This is a genomic window from Corynebacterium sp. UMB8791 (genome assembly GCF_054166365.1).
On record NZ_JBSZCG010000122.1, the window covers coordinates 1 to 19554 of the forward strand.

At 57.3% G+C, this 19554-nt stretch carries 20 protein-coding genes; 19 read left to right on the top strand and 1 reads right to left on the bottom strand.

The window, feature by feature from the left end; genetic code table 11:
• The 7 genes from ACXIUA_RS07190 to der all read left to right on the top strand — a co-directional run.
• Positions 1-1035: hypothetical protein (locus ACXIUA_RS07190; protein WP_457976466.1), on the top strand; the 1035-nt coding region annotated here is incomplete at its 5' end.
• Between the two features lie 67 nt (positions 1036-1102).
• Positions 1103-1975, top strand: coding sequence for a ParA family protein (locus tag ACXIUA_RS07195; RefSeq protein ID WP_457976467.1), 873 nt, complete (start codon positions 1103-1105; stop codon positions 1973-1975).
• Between the two features lie 11 nt (positions 1976-1986).
• Positions 1987-2805 carry a segregation and condensation protein A gene (locus ACXIUA_RS07200; RefSeq protein WP_457976468.1) on the top strand — a complete coding sequence of 273 codons (819 nt, stop codon included), beginning with the start codon at positions 1987-1989 and terminating at the stop codon, positions 2803-2805.
• 17 nt (positions 2806-2822) lie between these two features.
• Positions 2823-3377: an SMC-Scp complex subunit ScpB gene (scpB, locus tag ACXIUA_RS07205; protein WP_070362500.1), complete on the top strand. Its 555-nt coding sequence runs from the start codon at positions 2823-2825 to the stop codon at positions 3375-3377.
• Positions 3378-3439: 62 nt separating this feature from the next.
• Positions 3440-4366 (top strand): pseudouridine synthase, encoded by a 927-nt coding sequence (locus tag ACXIUA_RS07210; protein WP_070362499.1) that lies wholly within the window; start codon positions 3440-3442, stop codon positions 4364-4366.
• 12 nt (positions 4367-4378) lie between these two features.
• Positions 4379-5071, top strand: a complete 693-nt coding sequence (cmk, locus tag ACXIUA_RS07215; protein ID WP_070363526.1) for a (d)CMP kinase — start codon at positions 4379-4381, stop codon at positions 5069-5071.
• Entirely contained in the window at positions 5068-6561 is a 1494-nt protein-coding gene (gene der, locus ACXIUA_RS07220) for a ribosome biogenesis GTPase Der (RefSeq protein WP_070362498.1), read from the top strand. The genes cmk and der overlap by 4 nt, the downstream gene beginning before the upstream one ends.
• 2 nt (positions 6562-6563) lie before the next feature.
• On the opposite strand, the gene ACXIUA_RS07225 is transcribed toward der, so the two are convergent.
• Positions 6564-7337: a class I SAM-dependent methyltransferase gene (locus ACXIUA_RS07225; protein ID WP_070362497.1), complete on the bottom strand. Its 774-nt coding sequence runs from the start codon at positions 7335-7337 to the stop codon at positions 6564-6566.
• A 44-nt stretch (positions 7338-7381) separates the two neighbouring features.
• Here ACXIUA_RS07225 and ACXIUA_RS07230 point away from each other — a divergent pair, with 44 nt between their 5' ends.
• The 12 genes from ACXIUA_RS07230 to xerD all read left to right on the top strand — a co-directional run bounded on the left by ACXIUA_RS07230 (position 7382) and on the right by xerD (position 19504).
• Positions 7382-8380: an alpha/beta hydrolase family esterase gene (locus ACXIUA_RS07230; protein ID WP_457976469.1), complete on the top strand. Its 999-nt coding sequence runs from the start codon at positions 7382-7384 to the stop codon at positions 8378-8380.
• Positions 8377-9324 (top strand): diacylglycerol/lipid kinase family protein, encoded by a 948-nt coding sequence (locus ACXIUA_RS07235; RefSeq protein ID WP_168161601.1) that lies wholly within the window; start codon positions 8377-8379, stop codon positions 9322-9324. The genes ACXIUA_RS07230 and ACXIUA_RS07235 overlap by 4 nt, the downstream gene beginning before the upstream one ends.
• A 41-nt stretch (positions 9325-9365) precedes the next feature.
• Entirely contained in the window at positions 9366-9905 is a 540-nt protein-coding gene (locus ACXIUA_RS07240) for a gamma carbonic anhydrase family protein (RefSeq protein ID WP_457976470.1), read from the top strand.
• Between the two features lie 633 nt (positions 9906-10538).
• Entirely contained in the window at positions 10539-11213 is a 675-nt protein-coding gene (locus ACXIUA_RS07245; protein ID WP_070477184.1) for a hypothetical protein, read from the top strand.
• The gene (locus ACXIUA_RS07250; RefSeq protein ID WP_457976471.1) at positions 11213-12205 is read left to right on the top strand and encodes an HAD-IIA family hydrolase; all 993 of its coding nucleotides are present in this window, start codon (positions 11213-11215) and stop codon (positions 12203-12205) included. The genes ACXIUA_RS07245 and ACXIUA_RS07250 overlap by 1 nt, the downstream gene beginning before the upstream one ends.
• Before the next feature lie 189 nt (positions 12206-12394).
• Complete coding sequence (locus ACXIUA_RS07255) at positions 12395-13219, top strand: TlyA family RNA methyltransferase (protein WP_070477182.1); 825 nt, start codon at positions 12395-12397, stop codon at positions 13217-13219.
• Positions 13220-13221: 2 nt separating this feature from the next.
• Positions 13222-14145 carry an NAD kinase gene (locus ACXIUA_RS07260; protein ID WP_070977101.1) on the top strand — a complete coding sequence of 308 codons (924 nt, stop codon included), beginning with the start codon at positions 13222-13224 and terminating at the stop codon, positions 14143-14145.
• Between the two features lie 6 nt (positions 14146-14151).
• Complete coding sequence (gene recN / locus ACXIUA_RS07265) at positions 14152-15876, top strand: DNA repair protein RecN (RefSeq protein WP_457976472.1); 1725 nt, start codon at positions 14152-14154, stop codon at positions 15874-15876.
• A gap of 49 nt (positions 15877-15925) precedes the next feature.
• Complete coding sequence (gene steA, locus ACXIUA_RS07270) at positions 15926-17116, top strand: putative cytokinetic ring protein SteA (protein ID WP_256042537.1); 1191 nt, start codon at positions 15926-15928, stop codon at positions 17114-17116.
• A gap of 19 nt (positions 17117-17135) precedes the next feature.
• Positions 17136-17942 carry a copper transporter gene (locus ACXIUA_RS07275; protein WP_457976473.1) on the top strand — a complete coding sequence of 269 codons (807 nt, stop codon included), beginning with the start codon at positions 17136-17138 and terminating at the stop codon, positions 17940-17942.
• Positions 17939-18586 carry an NUDIX domain-containing protein gene (locus ACXIUA_RS07280; protein ID WP_070362505.1) on the top strand — a complete coding sequence of 216 codons (648 nt, stop codon included), beginning with the start codon at positions 17939-17941 and terminating at the stop codon, positions 18584-18586. The genes ACXIUA_RS07275 and ACXIUA_RS07280 overlap by 4 nt, the downstream gene beginning before the upstream one ends.
• On the top strand, positions 18587-19504 hold the full coding sequence (xerD, locus tag ACXIUA_RS07285; protein ID WP_457976474.1) for a site-specific tyrosine recombinase XerD: 918 nt from the start codon (positions 18587-18589) through the stop codon (positions 19502-19504).
• Positions 19505-19554 lie beyond the last annotated feature (50 nt).

Sequence of the window (19554 nt, forward strand, 5' to 3'; positions counted from 1 at the left end):
ATGGCTTTTCGACGACCCCACGTTCTCGCAACTGTCGCTGCTGCTACATGCGCTCTCGGGCTGAGCACCTCGGGAGCTGATATGAACGCGTATGCGCAGTTGCCGGAGGGGCTTGATCCTGCCGCGATCCAGCAGGCCATCCCCTCCGAGATCCACGTGCAGGCCGGGCAGACTACGACTGTCGACACCGGTGTTCCGCTGAGCCTCAATTACAGTTCGGGTGGCTGGACCGTTGTATCATCTGGCACTTCTGTGTCCGTGACTGCTCCTGATACTCCAGGTGCAACGGTGAGCGTTCCGGTCTCCGCTGGGGGATACTCGGCGACCGTGAATCTCGTCGCAGTGGGCAGTGGTGAGACCGTTGATGCTCCACCTGAGAGCGCTGCGGAGCCTGGAAACGATGATGGTGCTGGCAAGCCACATGGCGATAGCGTTGATGACTCAAACAGGGAAGGACACGGATCCGAGACTGGTTCAGACTCAGATCAACGTGTGCACGACGCGCCCGCTGCGTCACAGGCCCACCGTGTCCCAGCCAAGGAGGTGGATACCACGAACGCGAAGCGCTTGGAGTTCGAGGGCGTCATCGAGGACAACAGCATTGTGGTGAAGGTGCCTCTGAGTAAGGCCGGACAGCTGATGAAGTACGCTAAGACCGATAGGGAAGGCGCCACACTTCGTTATGTAGACGTGGACGGCAATATCATTGAAGGCGTGAAGCGTGACGTGGACGTAGCGTCGCGCACGCTGACATTAACGTACCCGGAGGGACAGACGCCGGATAACCCCTTCATCATGGAGGTTGTCCGGGATGGATCGGCGGCGGAGTTCATCGCGGTGATAACGTCAAAGAACGCTCCGACTGCTGCACCAAAGGATGGAAATGCCCAGGGGGGCGACAGTCAAGTGGAAACACTTGACGAATCGAGGGCGAATGACGGCCTTCTTGCCCTGGGCATCGCAGGAATTGCGGCACTGGTGGCCTTGCTGCTCATCGTGTTCCTGATTCGAAAGAGGCGACAGGCACATAACTAGGTATGGCATTGTAAGATGATTGCGTCAAGGGCTTACACGTGACGCGCATTGGACGGAAGGGATGACAATGGCAGGCAACGCATTGTTTGACGCTGCTGAAGAAAAGAAGTTTCTCACGGGACGTCCATTCCGCGAGTTCCCTCAGCCTGAACCGCTCGAGCACCACGGCCCGGCGACCATCCTATCGATGGTGAATCAGAAGGGTGGCGTCGGCAAAACGACGTCGACAATCAACCTGGGTGCATGTCTCGCAGAGCAAGGGCGCAAGGTGCTGCTTGTTGACCTCGACCCGCAGGGTGCGCTCTCAGCCGGTCTTGGAGTGTCCCATGATGAAGAGCAAGTCACCGTGTATGACTTGCTTTTTGACAACACTGCGTCGATCTACGCGGCCATTCGGCACTCGAATATGCCGGGGCTGGACCTTGTCCCCGCTAACATTGACCTTTCTGCTGCGGAGATTCAGCTGGTCAATGAAGTCGGTCGTGAACACACATTGGCCCGTGCGCTCCGCCCTGTACGAAATGAATACGACATCATCATCATCGACTGTGGCCCTTCGCTCGGCCTGTTGACCGTCAATGCGCTGGCGTGCTCGGCGGGCGTGATGATTCCGATGGAGTGCGAGTACTTTTCGCTCCGTGGTCTTGCGTTGTTGACTGACACAGTGGAAAAGGTGCGAGACCGCATCAATTTCGATCTTGACATTGTAGGCATCCTGGTCACGATGTTCGACCGCCGCACTACACACGCGCGAGAAGTGATGGATCGAGTCGTTGAGGTATTCGGCGAGCGAGTTTTTGACACGGTGATTACCCGAACGGTTCGATTCCCGGAGACCTCGGTTGCCGGTGAACCGATCATTACTTGGGCGCCGCACTCCCAAGGCGCAGAGCAGTACCGGCAGTTGGCGCTTGAGCTGCTCGAGCGCATTGATAAGTAGTTTGTTGCATCGTGTCTGAGGACGCCACCACGGGAGTCCAGCCCGAGATTACCGGTTTTACGTTGGCCCTCCAGAACTTTGAGGGGCCGTTTGATCTGCTCCTGCACCTCATCCACTCCAAGAAGCTGGACGTGACCGAAGTTGCACTAGCTGAGGTGACCGACGAGTTTATTGCATACACGCGTGCGCTGGGTGCAGCAGCGCAACTTGACGAAGTCACTGAATTTCTTCTTGTGGCTTCCACACTGCTGGATTTGAAGACTGCGCGGTTACTTCCGCGCGACGGAGACACAGAGATTGAAGATCTTGAGCTCCTGGAGGCTCGGGACCTGCTCTTTGCGCGTCTCCTCCAGTACCGTGCGTATCAGCAGGTCGCTGACGAGTTCGTGGCCTGGCAACGCAACGCGAAGCGGAGATACCCGCGTGCGGTCTCAATCGAAGACCGATTCGCTGCGTTGCTTCCACCTGTGCAGCTGGGGCACACGCTTGATTCCTTTGCGGAGTTGGCCGCTGCTGTGTTTCGGCCCCGCCCACCGGAGGAAGTGCGGACGGACCACTTGCACGCGGTCAGCGTTTCGGTGCCCGAGCAGGTCGGGAAGCTGCTGAGCGCGCTGCATCTCCTTGGTGCGGAGCAGTGGGTCGCATTTGAGGTGCTCACGAAGGACTGTAGTTCCTCCATGGAACTCGTGGGGCGCTTCTTGGCGTTGTTGGAGTTGTACAAGGCTCGCGCGGTGGAGACCGAGCAGCCAGAAGCCCTCGGTAGCCTGGAGGTTTCCTGGACAGGAATCAACGTTGATCCTGCTGTGGTTGCGTCAAGCAACTGGGAATAGCGATAGAATGCCAGACCATGAATGCTCCCCAAATGGTTTCGCAGCTTCGCGCACGTATCGAATCGATTTTGCTGGTCGCGGACAATCCAGTCACGGTAGATGCATTAGCGTCGGCACTGGGGGCGGAGCTGGGAGACGTCGAGAAGCAGCTCGAGGACTGGTCCGAGGAATGCGAACTGCGCGGCAGCGGGATCGACGTTCGGCGGACAGCTGAGGGGTGGCGACTGTACACGCGACCAGAATACGCAGACGCCGTGGAGGCATTTCTGCTTGATGGTGCACAGACGAAGCTGAGCCGCGCGGCAATGGAGACACTTGCGGTGGTTGCATATCGCCAGCCGGTGACACGCACGCAGGTTTCCGGAGTACGCGGCGTCAACGTTGATGGTGTGATGAAAACGCTGACGCTGCGAGGGCTCATTGCCGAGGTTGATCCAGACGAGTCGACCGGCGCGCACCGCTACGTCACTACCGAGCTCTTTCTTGAGTTGCTGGGCATAGATTCACTTGAGCGACTGCCGAACCTGGCGCCATTGTTGCCTGAGATCGACGATATCGAGGAAGCATGGTAAAGGCTGCTACACTTGCGGTCGTTCGAAGAACTGTATAACTCGCAAAGAGAAAAGGACTCAAGATGAATCCTCCCGCTCGCCGAGATGGCATACCGGAACAAGGAAAGAACGAGCCGTTCTATCCTTCGTATGCGAAACCGGCACGTAAACAACATGTCAAGCGTGACAAGCGCGCCAAGGCTGCCAATGAGGCTCCGAACCCACTCGATGACAACTGGTGGGACGACGAAGAAACAAAGCAGCGCAAGAAGAACACCGACGGGATCCGTCTGCAAAAAGTGCTCGCACAAGCAGGCGTCGCGTCGCGACGGCACTCTGAGATTATGATTGATCAGGGGCGCGTTGAGGTCAACGGGAAGATCGTTACCGTCCAGGGCACCCGTGTGAATCCGAACGTCGACGTGATTCGAGTTGACGGTGCACGCATCAATGTAAACGAGGACTTGGAGTATTTCGCGTTTAATAAGCCGCGCGGAGTACACACAACCATGCAAGATGAGCATGATCGCGCCTCTGTTGGTGACTTCGTTGCTGAGAGAGTCGCTGCAGGTCAGCGTCTGTTCCATGTCGGGCGTCTCGACGCCGACACTGAAGGGCTCTTGCTGCTTACCAACGACGGCGAGCTTGCAAACCGCCTCATGCACCCGCGCTACGAAGTTCGAAAAACGTACTTGGCCACGGTACTCGGCGAGTTTAAATCCGCTGATGCTAAGCAGTTGCGCGACGGTATTGAGCTCGATGATGGTGTGGCGAAGGCAGACTACGTGCAGATCGTCGATGTGCACAATGGTCAGTCGATTGTTCGCGTCGAACTACACGAAGGCCGCAAGCACATTGTCCGTCGGATGCTGAAAGCAGCTGGTTACCCGGTACAGCGTCTGGTGCGAACGAAAGTGCACACGGTGCAGCTCGGCGATATGAAGCCAGGATCGATGCGCGCACTTAACTCATCTGAGTTGGCATCACTGTTCAAGGCGGTGGGGATGTAAATGGAGGAAACGATGTTGAGTAACCAGCCAGATAATGGTCTGCTGCTCGCAGTGGATGGGCCGTCGGGTACCGGCAAGTCGACAATGTGCCGAGCGTTAGCCAAGAAGCTTGACGCAAAGTACATCGACACGGGCGCGATGTATCGAGTTGCGACGTTGGCGGTGTTGGACGCCGGCGTGGATCCGGAAGACACTAGTGCAGTCATCGCTGCTACTGCTGATCTGCCGATGGAGGTTTCCGACGACCCCGATGACAAGGCTGTTATTTTGGGCGGCCGGGACGTCTCCAACGTGATCCGAGGGGCGGAAGTAACCAGTGCAGTTTCTGCTGTTGCCGCGATCCCAGAGGTCCGTGAAAATTTGGTGGCCCTGCAGCGTCGCCTCGCCTCTGAGGCGCATCGCGCCATCGTTGAGGGCAGGGACATTGGCACCGTAGTTTTGCCAGATGCACCGGCCAAGGTGTACATGACGGCGTCAGCCCAGGTGCGTGCACAGCGCCGGTTCGACCAGGACACAGCAGCAGGCCGCAAAGTAGAGTTTGAAAAGGTGCTAGCAGACGTGGAACGTCGTGATGCCCTTGACTCCTCCCGTGAGACCAGCCCACTGAAGCCAGCTGATGACGCATTGATCGTAGACACGTCTGAGATGGCTCCTGAACAGGTGCTGGCGGCCCTCGTCGACGTGATTGAAAGGAGCAGCAAATGACCACAGGAGATTCCTTTCCACAGGATTTCAATGAAGCTGACTTCAACGATGCGGATTTCGGTGAGGCGGACTTCGGAGATCTCAACTCCGCTGAGGAGTACACCGAGGAAGAGTGGGCAGCCGTTGAGGAAGCGTTCGGCATCTTCAATCCTGACTACATCGAAGAGGCCCTACCGACGGTGGCCATCGTTGGACGCCCAAACGTGGGCAAGTCCACACTGGTAAATCGATTTATTGGGCGTCGTGAAGCCGTGGTCGAAGACCACCCTGGTGTGACTCGCGACCGGATCAGTTACATTACTGACTGGGGAGGGCGACGTTTCTGGGTGCAAGACACTGGTGGCTGGGACCCGGACGCGAAAGGCATCAACGCGGCTATCGCGCACCAGTCGGAAGCTGCTATGGAAACTGCAGACGTCATCGTTTTTGTGGTCGATTCCCACACCGGCATCACGATGTCAGATGAGGCGATGGCTCGCAATCTGCAGCGTTCCGAGGTTCCAGTCATTTTGGTCGCGAACAAGTTTGAGTCCGAGTCGCAATGGGGCGACGTTGCTGAGCTGTACGCGCTCGGCCTCGGGGACCCGTGGCCAGTCTCAGCATTGCACGGTCGCGGCGGCGCGGACGTACTCGACGAGATTCTGCGACTGTTTCCGGATGAGCCGCGCGCGAAGGACTCCATCACAGATGGCCCACGCGCAGTTGCGCTGGTTGGACGCCCAAATGTAGGCAAGTCGAGTTTGCTGAACAAGCTTTCCAAATCGAAGCGCGCCGTAGTCGACAACGTTGCAGGTACCACTGTTGACCCTGTTGATGAACTGATCCAGCTCGACGGCAAACTGTGGAAGTTCATCGATACTGCCGGGCTGCGGAAGAAAGTCAAGAATGCGCAGGGGCACGAGTACTACGCCAGCCTTCGTACCCGAGGCACCATCGAGGCAGCGGAGGTGTGCGTCGTGCTTATCGACGCCTCCCAGGAGATTTCTGAGCAGGACCAGCGAGTGATCTCCATGGTGCTTGAAGCAGGCAAGGCGATGGTCATTTGCTTCAACAAGTGGGACTTGATGGATGAGGACCGTCGTTACTACTTCGACCGCGAGTTTGATGAGATGGTCGGGCACCTCCCGTGGGTGACGAAACTCAATATCTCGGCAGACACTGGGCGCGGGCTGCACCGCCTTGAGCCGGCGATGGAGGAAGCACTTGAGAACTGGGATCGTCGAATCACCACGGGACAGCTGAACAACTGGCTGCGCGATGCGATTGCCGCAAACCCACCGCCGATGAAGAACAACCGGTTGCCGAAGGTCTTGTTTGCCACCATGGTTGGCACGCGCCCACCGACAATCGTCCTGTTTACCACGGGGTTCCTAGACGGCAGCTACCGCCGCTACTTGGAGCGAAAGTTCCGTGAGCAGTTCGGCTACCACGGCACGCCGATTCGGATCGCAGTTCGTGTGCGTGAACGTAACCCGCGGCGTCGCAAGTAGCATTATCTACGGCCGTACAGGAACGCGTCGGTCCTGTACGGCAGTGGTATAAGTTGGCCAGGATCGAATCCGAGGCGCTCATGCAGGTACCAGGTGAGGTTGTTCGTCATTTTGTCCCGAGTGCGCTGGTTTGCGCGAAGCCAATAGGAACGAGTCGCCATGAGCGTGAATAGCTGATCCGTCCGGATCGGTTGAATCCACGTTGTTCGTAGTTCCCGCTTGAGGTGCCAAGGCTCGAAGACAGTGGGGTAGAAGCCTTTGGTAAGCACATCGCCAGAGTGCATAATCTTTGCCAGACGTAGTACCCACGGATGCTCCACCTCGAGGGTGTTCCAGCATAAGAGAAGTTCGCCGTCATCTTTGCTGATTCGGGCAGCTTCTGCGCTAGCGAGGTGTGGGTCGACCCAGTGCCACGCTTGGGCGAAGGTGATGGCGTCGAAAAGCTTGGGTGCTGATGCGGTGCACTCGGCGGTTGCGCGCCATACTGGAAGCTCTGGGTGTCGGGCGCGCAGTGTATTCGCCATGTCTGGTGAAGGTTCACAGCAAGCAACTCGGTGCCCGGCGGCGTGCAGTTGTGCAGCAAAAATTCCGGTACCGGAACCAACATCTAAGACAGTGCGGACGACTCCGCGACCGGCAAGTAGCTCAACTACTGAGTCCGGATATGACGGTCTGACCGCATCATAAGTGTCTGCGCCGACTGTGAACGCGCGTGACGAATTCAGCCGGTGCTCACTGCTGTGAAACAGTGGTTGGTGCTTTCCGCTTGGCTTCATAATCAACTAACCTAACAACCTGTGACTGTCAGGAGAATCCGCGAGTGAACATTTCCAACACGATGAACCGGCGCTGGTCGGTGCGTACGGTGCTGCTCGCTGTGCTGCTTGGCTGCGCAGTCATGGCTGGCTGTAGTGGAGACAACGAGGAGCCGGAGGCAACCGATGCGCTGCCGAATCCCCTGCGTACAGTGGAAAACGGTAGTCGGCCTGACATGGTTGCGGAAGTCGAACCGTGGAGCTCTGCATCAGTCGAGTCACGGACGATCCCGGCTGGGGGACTGCAGCGCGAGTACATACTCTCGCTACCAAAGGGTGCACAGCAGCGAGAAGGTTTGCCACTCATACTCGTATTCCACGGTTACACGAGCACAGCTGCGTCGATGCAGCGCACGACGGGCTTTAACAACGCGGACGCGGTTGTGGCGTACTTGCAAGGTGTGAACAAGGCGTGGGCGCCGGCACCGTATGCAAATACGAATGCACGTCAGGACCTGGCATTCGCTGACGCCGTGCGGGCGCAGCTACAACAAGAGTTTCACACCCAACCTGCTCGTACATTCGCCGCAGGCTTTTCAAATGGAGGAGGGTTCGCGGAGTTCCTGAGCTGCCAGCGACCACAGGATTACACCGCAGTGGCGACTGTGTCAGCCGCCGTCTATGACGCGGTGCTTGAGGGGTGCTCGGCGATCCCCGTCAAACGCATCGACATTCACGGGACCGCTGACAGCGTCATTGACTACAGCGGAGGAACCCGGCACAAGACGCACTACGCTGGTGCGTATCAAGACGTTGAGCGAGAAGCCCGACGCAACCACTGCAAAGCCACTGGCGAGGAGGCGCCGAAACCAGAGTGGTCAGAAGCATTGCCCGGTGTAGCAAAAGCTGAATGGGTCGGCTGCGATGCGGGGCTTGTGCATTACAAAGTGGATGGCGGCAAGCATGAATGGCTTGGGCCTGGTACTTCGCCGGCATCGAATTTGCCGATCGGTTTTGCCAGTGAAGCAGTACTGGAATTCTTCGGAATAGGGGTGCAAAAGTGACTTCGGAAAAGTTGTTTCATCGCACCGCTGTGGTGGTGTATAACCCGACGAAGATTCGCGCTGCGGTTTTGGAGCGCTTTGTCGAACTCTACGCTGACCCTCGCCGCGAAATTTGCTGGGTACCCACGACAAAAGAGGACACGGCACTTGCTGGCTTCGCGACTGCACTCACCGAGGACGTGGACGTGGTACTCGTCGCGGGAGGTGACGGTACTGTCCGCCGCATCGCTCACGTCCTAGCAGACACCGGCATCAAGATGGGGATTATCCCAGTTGGTACCGGTAATCTACTTGCGCGAAACCTTGGCTTGCCATTGGATCCTGAGAGCGCGATACGCCGTGCGTTTACTGGAGAAGAGCACGCTGTGGACCTTTGCGAAGCCACAGTCACTCGGCGCGACGGCTCGCAGGAGACTTATGGGTTCACAGTCATGGCTGGAGTGGGCCTTGATGCGCAGATGGTTGAACGTACCAGGGAGGAATTAAAGCGACGCATAGGTCCGCTGGCATACATCGGCGGGATCGCACGATCGCTGGGCGGTGGTAACAGTGTGGAGGCTACCGTAACCGTCGACGACCATCCCTCGAACAGGCGTCGCTTGCACACCATGATTTTCGGCAACTGCGGTGACTTGGTGAATAAAATCCCGCTGTTCCCCGATGCACTCCCCGACGATGGCGAAATTGATGTCGTGGCGATGTCTCCGCGTGGACTTATCGGATGGTTGCTTATTGGCCTTCGCATCGTGTTTAACACTCTGCGTGCACTCCTCGGTGGCGGGTGGCAGGGTATCCCAGCTCCGCAGATGGACTATTTCAAAGGACACACGATAAGCGTTGCTTTCGCCGCTCCCGAAGTATTCGAAGTTGATGGCGACACTATCGGGTCGATCGAAGCAGCCACTATCCGGGTGATCCCACAAGCGTTGGTGCTGATGCGATAGATTCCGCTGCAGGGCCAATAGGGTTTCGGCATAATGGCGACATGATCTACTCATTTGAAGGTAAAACCCCGAAGATTCATCCGTCCGCATTCGTGTCCGATGAAGCCACGATTATCGGTGATGTCGAAATTGCCGAGGATGCCAATATTTGGCCCGGAGTGGTGATTCGTGGTGATGTTGGCGCGATTCGAATCGGTGAAAGGGTCAACGTGCAAGATGGATCAGTGCTGCACGTTGATGAGAACGGGAAGACCATTCTCGAAGCCGACGTGACCATTGGCCACCTTGCTATGGTGCACGGGTGCCATATTGAACCTGGGTGCCTAATCGGCATGAACGCGACCGTGCTGTCCGGGGCTCGCATTGGCAAGGGGAGCATCATCGCCGGTGGCGCAGTGGTGCTCGAAGGCCAACTGATACCTGAATTCTCACTCGCTGCAGGCGTACCGGCGCAGGTCAAGCGTGAGCTTGAGGAGTCAACTTACGCTGCGCGTGAACGCCACGCAGCCCTTTATGTTGAGTTGGGGAAGCGCGCGGCGAGTGGGTTGGTACCGGTAGAACGCGCCGCAACTGAGGGTTAAGCGACAAAATGTGTGCTTTTTGCATATGGATTCCCGGCCCTGCCTGGGCCTACGGCGGGAAAGTGCTCGTCTGATGGTACTGCACCTGGGAGGGTGTGGGAGAGTAGGTTACCGCCGGCCTATAACTTCATTTTCTTGTGTGTGGTGGGTTCCATTATTCCCGTTGTGGGGGTGGTGGTACCCACCACATTTTTTGTGCACCCACAACAAACAACGAGGGCCGTTTTTACGAAGTCTGATGACGCCAGCGCTCCTTGTTTGTAGACTCAGAGGTGCAACTCTGACTGACCGGATGATTGGGAATTTGTTTCAACAGGTGCACAATAAGTTCTTATTTTCGGACATTCCTGTTTATAATGACTTGTTCCAATAGAAAGGTGTTTCATGTCCGATCGCTCTAACGAGAGACCACGTCGCAACCACGGTTCTTCTTCCTCCAAGGGGCGGAACGGGCGGCCAGGCAATGGGGGCCGGAAAGGTCGGCGCGACGACAGTAGGGATCGTCGCAATGATCGCAGCGGTGACGGCCGTGGTAGGAGCAGAAGCGCTCGTCCTGGCGGCGATGAAGAACGCAAATTCAACAATCGTCACAATCGCTCGCAGCCTCGTCGGCAGGGCTACCGCGAGGATAGGATGGCTCAAAAGCTTTCTGAACCCGACCTGCCTTCCGATCTTGACATCAGTGTTCTCGACCCGTCCGTGCTGCAAGATTTGAAGGTGTTGTCACATGACAACGCAACTCGCGTCGCGAAGCACATGATTATGGCTGCAGATCTGCTCGACGACGACCCGGCGCTTGCCTTGCGTCATGCTAGGGCAGCAAAGAATCGTGCCGGACGTGTTGGGGTTGTTCGTGAAACGAATGGTGTAATCGCTTACCACGCAGGTGAGTGGAAAGAGGCACTTTCTGAGCTGCGAGCTGCCCGGCGCATGAGTGGCGGCCCTGGGCTTTTGGCTGTGATGGCTGATGCTGAACGCGGACTTGGTCGTCCCGAGAAGGCGTTGGAGCTTGGTCGGAGTCCTGAGGCGCGAGACCTCGATCGTGAGGGACGTATTGAGCTTGCCATCGTTCTTTCTGGTGCGCGTCGCGATCTGGGCCAGGTTGATTCTGCGATTGCGACTTTGGAACGTGTACGTCCGAACAAGGACGAGCGGGACGTCTCTGCAATGCGTTTGTCTTACGCCTACGCCGACGCATTGCTGGCTGCTGGCCGAAAGGCTGAAGCTGCTGACTGGTTCAAGCATGTTATTGAGTTGGATCCGGAGATGTTGACGGATGCGAAGCAGCGTTTGGAAGAGACGGAGTAGTGGCTTTGGGTTCTCTTGCTCATCAATATGACGTGTTGCTCTTTGACTTAGACGGCACGGTTTGGGAGGGCGGCCGCGCGTTAGACAATGCGGTTTCCAGCATCATCGAATGTGGTGTGACACCTTTCTACATCACGAATAATGCATCCCGGCCTTCGGCCCTCGTCGCCGAAATGCTTGGTGATATTGGGCTAGAGTGCTCGAGTGAGGAGATTATTACCTCAGCAGAGGCAGCTTTGGAGCTAGCGCGACCCCTGTTGAAAGAGGATGATCCCATCCTTGTTCTTGGTGCGCAGTCGTTCAAAGACTTGGTTTCTGGGGCCGGTTATCGCGTAGTCTCTAGTGCTGACGACGCACCAGTTGCGGTGCTACAAGGGCACTGCCCGGAAACTGGGTGGCGTGAGCTGTCTGAAGCAGCGTTGGCGATTCGCAACGGGGCGGTCTACTTGGCTTCAAACCTTGATACTTCCTTGCCGATGGAGCGGGGGCTTATGGTCGGTAATGGCTCGATGGTGGCGGCGGTGACGTCGGCAACCGGTGTTGTCCCAGAGGCAGCCGGAAAGCCAGAACCGGCTATGTTCCATCAGGCTGTGAAGCTGTCGGGTGCTACGCGAGCGTTGGCGGTCGGTGACCGTTTAGATACCGATATTGCCGGTGGAAATCGTGCGGGGATGGATACGTTGCAGGTACTTACAGGTGTGTCTGGTCCTTATGCTTTGTTGGCGGCTAAGCCGGTGGAGCGCCCGACATATATTGGTGATGACTTGCGTAGCCTCTTGGCAGATGCGGAGAGCTTGCGGCCGGGAGCGCAGGGCGGTTTCGTGGCGAAGCTGCAAGGAGATACGCTCCTGCTTAACGGTGGTGCTGAATCTTCTTCGCCTACGGAGGCCTTGCGAACGGCTCTGGCTGTTGCGTGGTCTGCAGAGGCCGAAGTACGAGTGGTTGAGCCGGTATCGCAGTGGGCGCAGAAGGCTGTGGAGTCGTGGTGGTAGGGCACGCCCCGAAACCCCACGATCCAAGGCGAGCCGGCATTTCACCGGAAGAATTGCGTTCGAAGGTAGATAGTGTGCTGGCGCGGGTGCCGTCTACGATAAGGGATGAACTTGAACAGTTGGCTGAGGCTCATGACGTTTTAGCAGAAGCGCTAAAAGACTGAGCATCGCCGTAGGAGAGGAGTACGGGTGGCACCTGGTCGGCGACGCCTTGACGCAGAACTTGTTCGACGAAAGATCGCTCGTTCACGGGAGCAGGCCCGGACATGGATTATTGAAGGACGCGTTGAGGTCGGAGGGTTTCCTGCAAAAAAGCCAGCTACAGTTGTCGAACCCGATGTTTCCATCAAGGTCGATGTTGATAACACCGATGACTGGGCTTCCCGTGGCGCGCACAAACTTCTGGGGGCACTAGAGCACTTCGAAAAGCTTGGGTTTACGGTCAAGGATAGGACGGTGATTGACGCGGGAGCGTCAACGGGGGGATTCACTGACGTTTTGCTACGAAGAGGTGTCCGCCGGGTCTTTGCGGTAGATGTCGGTTACGGGCAATTACTTTGGCGGCTGCAAAACGATCCGCGTGTGACGGTGATGGACCGTGTGAATATACGGTCGTTGACTGCCGACATGCTGAGCGAGTCGGCCAATTGCATGGTGGGTGATTTATCGTTTATATCTTTGAAGCTGGTGCTTCCTGCGCTGGTAGCAGCGCTTGAGGACGAGGCGGACCTCCTGCCGATGGTGAAACCACAGTTTGAGGTCGGTAAAGACCGCGTTGGTCACGGGGGTGTCGTTCGTTCGGCAGAGCTGCGTCGAGAAGCAGTGGTAGATGTCGCATTGTTCGCACAGTCGCTGGGGCTTGAGGTGAAATCAATGGTTGCATCTCCGTTGCCAGGTCCGAGTGGTAACGTAGAATACTTTCTGTGGCTGCGTAAGACAGCAAATGCGCAGGAACAATCTGTCGAGGCCGTCGAAGAGATGGCAGCACAGGCGGTGCAGGAAGGGCCAGCGTAGACATGTCTGTAGATGATCGGCGACGCATTTTGTTGGTGCCCCATTTTTACAGGCCCGACAATATTGAGGCTGCAGCGAATTCTGCCCGGATGCTGCAGCAGGCTGGCATTGAGGTGCAGTTGCTTTCTGCGGGGGAATCAAGTCCCGCTGAAGAGGATCCAGTATTGCAGAAGCTCGAGCACGTAAGCCCAGGGGCCGAGGCTGGCCGAGGCTGCGAGCTTGTATTTGTGCTTGGAGGCGATGGAACGTTTTTACGCGCAGCAAACTTTGCGCACCTTCAGGACATTCCAGTGCTCGGGGTGAATCTCGGCCATGTGGGATTCTTGGCAGAGTCCGAAGCGGAAAGCCTGGAAGATGTGCTGTCCTCGGTGATAGCGCGCTCATATCGGGTTGAAGACCGCATGACACTTGACGTGCGGGTTTTGGATGCGACGGGTGAAGTGCTTGGCGAAAGTTGGGCGCTGAATGAATGCAGCATTGAGAACTCGGATCGTACAAGAGTGCTTGATGCGTTTCTAGAGATTGATTACAGGCCGGTGTCTTCGTTCGGTTGTGATGGTGTGCTGGTATCTACGCCTACTGGATCAACCGCGTATGCTTTTTCGGCCGGTGGTCCGGTGATGTGGCCTGAGCTCGATGCCATCTTGGTGGTTCCGAATAATGCGCACGCCCTCTTCGCGAAGCCAATGGTTGTTTCACCGTTGTCGACGGTAGCGGTTGAGTCCTTTTCGACGACCAGCTCCGCTGTTGTCGTGATGGATGGGGTTCGAAGGATTATGATGCCGCCAGGTGCACGGGTCGAAGTGACGCGTGGTCGCCGCCCGGTGCGCTGGGTTCGGCTTGATGAGCGTCCGTTTACCGACCGCCTGGTGGAGAAGTTTCAGCTTCCGGTATCTGGGTGGCGTGGCCCAGACAAAGAGAGGTAGATCGGCGTGCTGTCGGAAATTGCTATCAGGAACCTTGGTGTGATCCCTCACGCTAGCGCGGAGCTCTCGGAAGGTTTGACAGTCCTTACGGGTGAAACTGGCGCCGGTAAGACGATGGTGGTCACGGGTTTGCGGCTGTTGACTGGCGGTCGTGCTGATGCTTCTCGTGTTCGGACGGGAGCGCCGGAAGCGGTGGTGGAGGGCGCGTTTGCGGTAACAGGAATCCACGAGGACAGTCGCGAGGCTATTGCGAAGATCGCGGAGAACGCTGGTGCGGTCCTCGATGAAAATGGTGAGTACGTCGTAGTCCGTTCCGTAAAAGCGACAGGCAGGTCGAAGGCGCACTTTGGTGGCCGAGCGGTACCGGCTGCGACACTCAACGAAGTCTCCTCGCACCTGCTTACGATTCATGGCCAGAACGATCAGCTACGTTTGATGTCGCCAGAACAGCAACTACATGCGTTGGACCGCTTCGATCCTGCTGCTTCAAAGGTTCTCCGTGCGTATCAGGAAGCGTGGAAGCGCTGGCGCGTTGCGAAGAGAGATTTAGAGGAGCGGACAAAGCGGCGTCGAGAATTAGCGATGGAACAGGACCGTCTCCTGTTTGCTGTCAACGAGATCGACGAGGTCGCACCCGAGCCAGGTGAAGACGCTGAGCTCGTCTCTGCGATTCAGCGCCTGCAAGATGTTGATGGATTGCGCTCCGCGGTTCAAGAGGCGATGGTTGCAATCGATGGCGCTGAGGCGGTTGGTGAGTATGACGAGGCGTCCGCCGCTTCAGATTTGGTAGGGCAGGCTGCGAGTGCACTTGGTGCATCCACTGATACGCAGCTGCAGGAGCTGGGGCGTCGACTAGAAGAAGCCGCCACTGTGCTTTCGGATGTTTCTTCGGAACTTGGAACGTATTTGTTTTCGTTGGATGCGGATCCGCATGCGCTCGAGAACATGCTTCAGAGGCAACAGTCGTTAAAAGTGCTGACCCGAAAGTACGCGTCGGACATTGATGGTGTGCTGCGTTGGAGGGACGAGGCGCAGCAACGGTTGGCGTCAATTGATACGTCGGATGAGGCCCTCGCGGAGCTTCAACTGCGGGTTGATGCCGCTGCGACCGAGATGAAGCAGCACGCTGAGGAGTTGACGGGCATTCGTCGCGATGCTGCACGACGGTTCTCTGAGGCGGTGACACAGGAGTTGCATGGGCTGGCGATGCCTAAGGCTGTGCTGAGCGTCCGCGTTGAGGGGGCAGACTACGGCCGTGATGGCGCTGATGCTGTCGAGATTTGTCTGTCGCCTAACGCTGCGTCAGAGCCAAAGCCATTGGCAACCAGCGCGTCAGGAGGTGAGCTTTCACGCGTCATGCTCGCGATTGAAGTGATCCTTGCCGGGTCAACGCACGGTGCGACATTCGTCTTTGATGAGGTTGATGCTGGTGTCGGTGGTCAGGCCGCGGTGGAGATAGGGCGTCGCCTTGCACGGCTCGCAGTAAACAATCAGGTAATTGTGGTGACGCACCTGCCACAGGTTGCGGCTTACGCGGACAGACACTTACACGTTGCGAAGAACGTTGGCGATGAAACCGTGACATCAGGAGTGCTTGTGCTTGACGATGCCGAGCGCGTGGAGGAACTGGCTCGCATGATGGCTGGGATGGCGAACTCGGAAACAGGAAAGGCGCACGCGGCGGAGCTACTGGAGCAGGCACAGCGCGAAACAAAAGAGTTTCGTCGATAGCCCGCGCGCCTAGCAGTACTTGGCGGGCGATGCAGGCAGAATTCAACATATGACTGAAACTTCTGCAACTTCTGAATCGACTAGCGCGCCGTTGCAGGGACCGCTGCGTGATTGCACGCCGCAAGGCAAGGGGCGCGGCCGTCTTCGTTCTGGGGATATTGCCTTCGTTGATGCTCCAGATATCAGCCGTAGGGAAGCTGAGATGTTGATCAACGCGGCACCGGCGGCGGTTGTCAATATTGCACGATTTAGCACTGGGGCTGTGCCTAATTACGGCCCGCACTTGCTTCTCGACGCCGGCATTCCACTGTTTGAAGCTGCCGGTGCGGAGATGCGGGCGTCGATACGCGATGGCAAGAAGACATCCGTAACGGCTTCGGGGGAGATCAAGGTTGGGCGCAAGGAAGTCGGTTCTGCTTCACCAGTGGTGCGCGCTGATGTTGACGCGACGTTTATTGAAGCACAGCGTCACCTCGTAGATCACATGGAGGCGTACTTCGGAAACACGATCGAATTTATACACTCCGAATCGCCGCTGCTTATCGATGGTGTTGGCGCGCCTGAGTTAGGTGACGTGATTGCGGACCGAAAAGTTATTATCGCGAGCCCGTGCCCAGATCTCCGAGAGCGTATCGAATCGTTGCGCAATTTCATCCGTGAGTTCACACCTGTGCTGATTGGCGTAGGCAAGGCGACGAATACCTTGGCGGAGATGGGGTACGCGCCCGACTTTATCGTGGGCGACCCGGGCGACGTGGCTGAAGAAAATTTGCGAAGCGACGCGCGGGTGATTTTGCCAGCGGACCCCGACGGCTACGCGCCTGGTCTGGAGCGCATCCAGGATCTTGGAGTAGGTGCGATGACGTTTCCCGCCGCGACCGAATCTGCAACAGACCTGGCGGTGTTACTGAGCGTGTTCCACGATGCAGAAATGATCGTGATGGTTGAGCAGCCCGTGAACCTGGACCGTATCTTTACCGAATCAGACGAAAGCTCGCCGGCAGCACTGCTCACTCGTTTGAAAGCGGGTCAAAAACTGGTGGATTCCACAGTGATAGCTGATTTGTACAATCTGACGACTGGTCGGGGAGTCGCCTGGGCATGGGCAATTTTGGGATTGCTTGTTGCTGCGGCGACGATTGTACTCATCGTCGGGCTTGGCGGGAGTGGGCCGTTTAGCACGAACCTGGTGGATACGTGGAACACGATAGTTACACAGCTGCAGAGTCTGTGGAGCTAATAGGGAGTAGGTGGTTTTGATGTCTTCAGGAAGTAGTTCGGCAGGTTATGTTGCAGCAGGTCTGGGCTGGGGCATTGCACTTGGTGTCGCAGCAGGAATGCTGGTGATTGCGCCAGCAATGGGCACGCTTGATTTTTCAACGTCGTCGCCGTTAGGCGAGTCGCAACAGTCGGCTGACGCCTCGCAGGGGACAAAATTTGAGTTTTCCGATGCAGTGATAGCTCAGCATTCGGCCGAGCTTGTTGCGAACACGCTGGATGGTAAGTCAGTGATGGTGCTTCGCACGCACGATGCGTCAGCAGAAGATGTCGATGCTGTAACGTGGCTGCTTCGCACCGCAGGGGCATCAGAAGCGGGCCAGATTACGTTGGGCGAGAAGTTTACCCAGCAGGAGTCGGCTGATGCATTGAGTACGATCATCGCGAACACCCTGCCGGCAGGAGCGCAGCTTTCCGTTGATCGACGCGCGCCTGGCACACATGCTGGCCAGTCGCTGGGGAGCGTTCTGCTCAAGGATCCAGCGACTGGTGAACCGGTGGCTCCGGAATCTGATCGTAATTTCGTTATAGAGGCGCTGCATGGAGGCGGTTTCATAGACGACACAGATGTTTCAGCGCCTGCTGATGCGATTGTTGTGATCGGCGCCGGTGATACCGGCGGGGAGCGTTCTTTCGGGACACAACTGTTGACAGACATGACCGCGGAGCTCAATGACTTAGCTGCGGCAGTGTATGCGGCGCCAGATGAAGACGGTGGGTTTGTTGATACGGAAGCAGGCAGGGTGTCGGCGGTGCTTTCGCTTGCGGAAGAATTGGCGGTCGAATGATGCACGAGTTTGAAGTTCAACAGTCGGAGCTGCTGCTGGATGCACCGATTATCGCGGTGCGCAAAGATATTGTTTCGATGCCGGGGGGCGCTTCCGCGGCACGCGAGATCGTAGAGCACTTCGGTGCGGTTGCAGTGGTGGCCGTCGATTCCAAACGAAGGATTGCGATGGTCCGCCAGTACCGGCACAGCGTTCGGCGCCGGTTGTGGGAACTTCCTGCTGGACTTCTCGACGTCAGCGAGGAAGACGCGCTTGTGTGCGCCCAGCGTGAGTTGGCCGAGGAAGCTGGTTTGGCTGCTGAGAAGTGGGCATTGTTGCTGGATCTGGTGACGTCCCCGGGTTTCGCAGAAGAAGCGGTGCGTGTGTACCTGGCTTCGGATCTCCGTGAGGCCCCTCGTGGTGAAGCCGAGTTCGAAGAAGCCGATATGGTGCTGGAATGGGTGCCAATTGAAGAGGCACAATCGATGGTGTTTCGCGGTGACATCGTGAACTCGATTGCGATTGCCGGAGTGATGGCAGCGGCGCGAGTGCTAGAAGGCGAGGTAGAGCCGCGTGATGTAACCGAGCCCTTTGACCTGCGGCCAAGATCGCTAGCAGAGCGACGCACAGCGCAAGGCGTCACGCCCGATATGAAGAGGATCTAGTTGGACGTCAATGAGCTTGTTAGGCGTTGGCTCGAGCACCTTGCAGTTGAACGAGGTCTTTCAGCAAACACATTGAGCAACTATCGTCGGGACCTTAGCCGGTATGCCTCGTGGCTGCACGCCAACGGCAAAGCCAACTTGTCTGAGGTGACCGCTGCAGACATCGAGGCGTACCTGGCGGACCTACGTCGTGGAGTTGATGGGGCTGCGCCGTTGGCGGCATCTTCGGCTGCGCGCGCACTTGTGGTTGCCCGCGGACTACACAAGTTTGGGGTGCTCGAGGGCGTACTTGCAGGTGATGAATCAGCCCAAGTAGCTCCACCTTCGCCTGGTAAGAAGCTGCCCGATACGCTAAGTATCGAAGAGGTCGGCAAGATGCTGGACTCGTGCCCCACGGAGGAGCCGATTGGGTTACGAGACAAAGCGTTACTGGAGTTGCTCTACGCCACGGGGGCGCGTGTGTCGGAAGTACTGGCGCTCTACGTCGATGACTTCATGGCACTCGAAGGCGAACAGCACGCGGTACTGACATTGACAGGCAAGGGCAATAAGCAGCGCATCGTGCCGGTGGGGTCGATGGCGAAGGAGGCCGTCGAAAAATATCTGGTGCGCGGACGCCCAGCGCTGGCCAAAGGGCGCTCTCATTCGCTGTTCCTGAACGCACGTGGCGGCAGCTTGTCTCGGCAAAGTGCTTGGACGGTCATCAAACGGGCCGCTGAGCGAGCCGGGATCACCAAGCATGTTTCTCCTCACACGTTGCGGCATTCTTTTGCAACACACATGCTCGACGGCGGCGCCGATGTACGAGTAGTGCAAGAACTGCTTGGGCACGCATCTGTGACGACTACCCAAATTTACACACACGTTACTGCGGAAAGCCTTCGGGAAGTCTGGCACGCTACGCACCCTCGTGCATAGGTATGTAGGGTTGACATGTTCTGATGCACGACCGGAAGGATTCTTGCCAC

Coding starts and splice junctions, on each gene's coding strand:
- cmk (WP_070363526.1), top strand. CDS start 4,379: ATGTTGAGTAACCAGCCAGATAATGGTCTGCTGCTCGCAGTGGATGGG.
- ACXIUA_RS07260 (WP_070977101.1), top strand. CDS start 13,222: ATGTCTGTAGATGATCGGCGACGCATTTTGTTGGTGCCCCATTTTTAC.
- ACXIUA_RS07240 (WP_457976470.1), top strand. CDS start 9,366: ATGATCTACTCATTTGAAGGTAAAACCCCGAAGATTCATCCGTCCGCA.
- der (WP_070362498.1), top strand. CDS start 5,068: ATGACCACAGGAGATTCCTTTCCACAGGATTTCAATGAAGCTGACTTC.
- ACXIUA_RS07275 (WP_457976473.1), top strand. CDS start 17,136: ATGTCTTCAGGAAGTAGTTCGGCAGGTTATGTTGCAGCAGGTCTGGGC.
- ACXIUA_RS07245 (WP_070477184.1), top strand. CDS start 10,539: ATGGCTCAAAAGCTTTCTGAACCCGACCTGCCTTCCGATCTTGACATC.
- ACXIUA_RS07210 (WP_070362499.1), top strand. CDS start 3,440: ATGAATCCTCCCGCTCGCCGAGATGGCATACCGGAACAAGGAAAGAAC.
- ACXIUA_RS07225 (WP_070362497.1), bottom strand. CDS start 7,337: ATGAAGCCAAGCGGAAAGCACCAACCACTGTTTCACAGCAGTGAGCAC.
- scpB (WP_070362500.1), top strand. CDS start 2,823: ATGAATGCTCCCCAAATGGTTTCGCAGCTTCGCGCACGTATCGAATCG.
- ACXIUA_RS07195 (WP_457976467.1), top strand. CDS start 1,103: ATGGCAGGCAACGCATTGTTTGACGCTGCTGAAGAAAAGAAGTTTCTC.
- steA (WP_256042537.1), top strand. CDS start 15,926: ATGACTGAAACTTCTGCAACTTCTGAATCGACTAGCGCGCCGTTGCAG.
- ACXIUA_RS07280 (WP_070362505.1), top strand. CDS start 17,939: ATGATGCACGAGTTTGAAGTTCAACAGTCGGAGCTGCTGCTGGATGCA.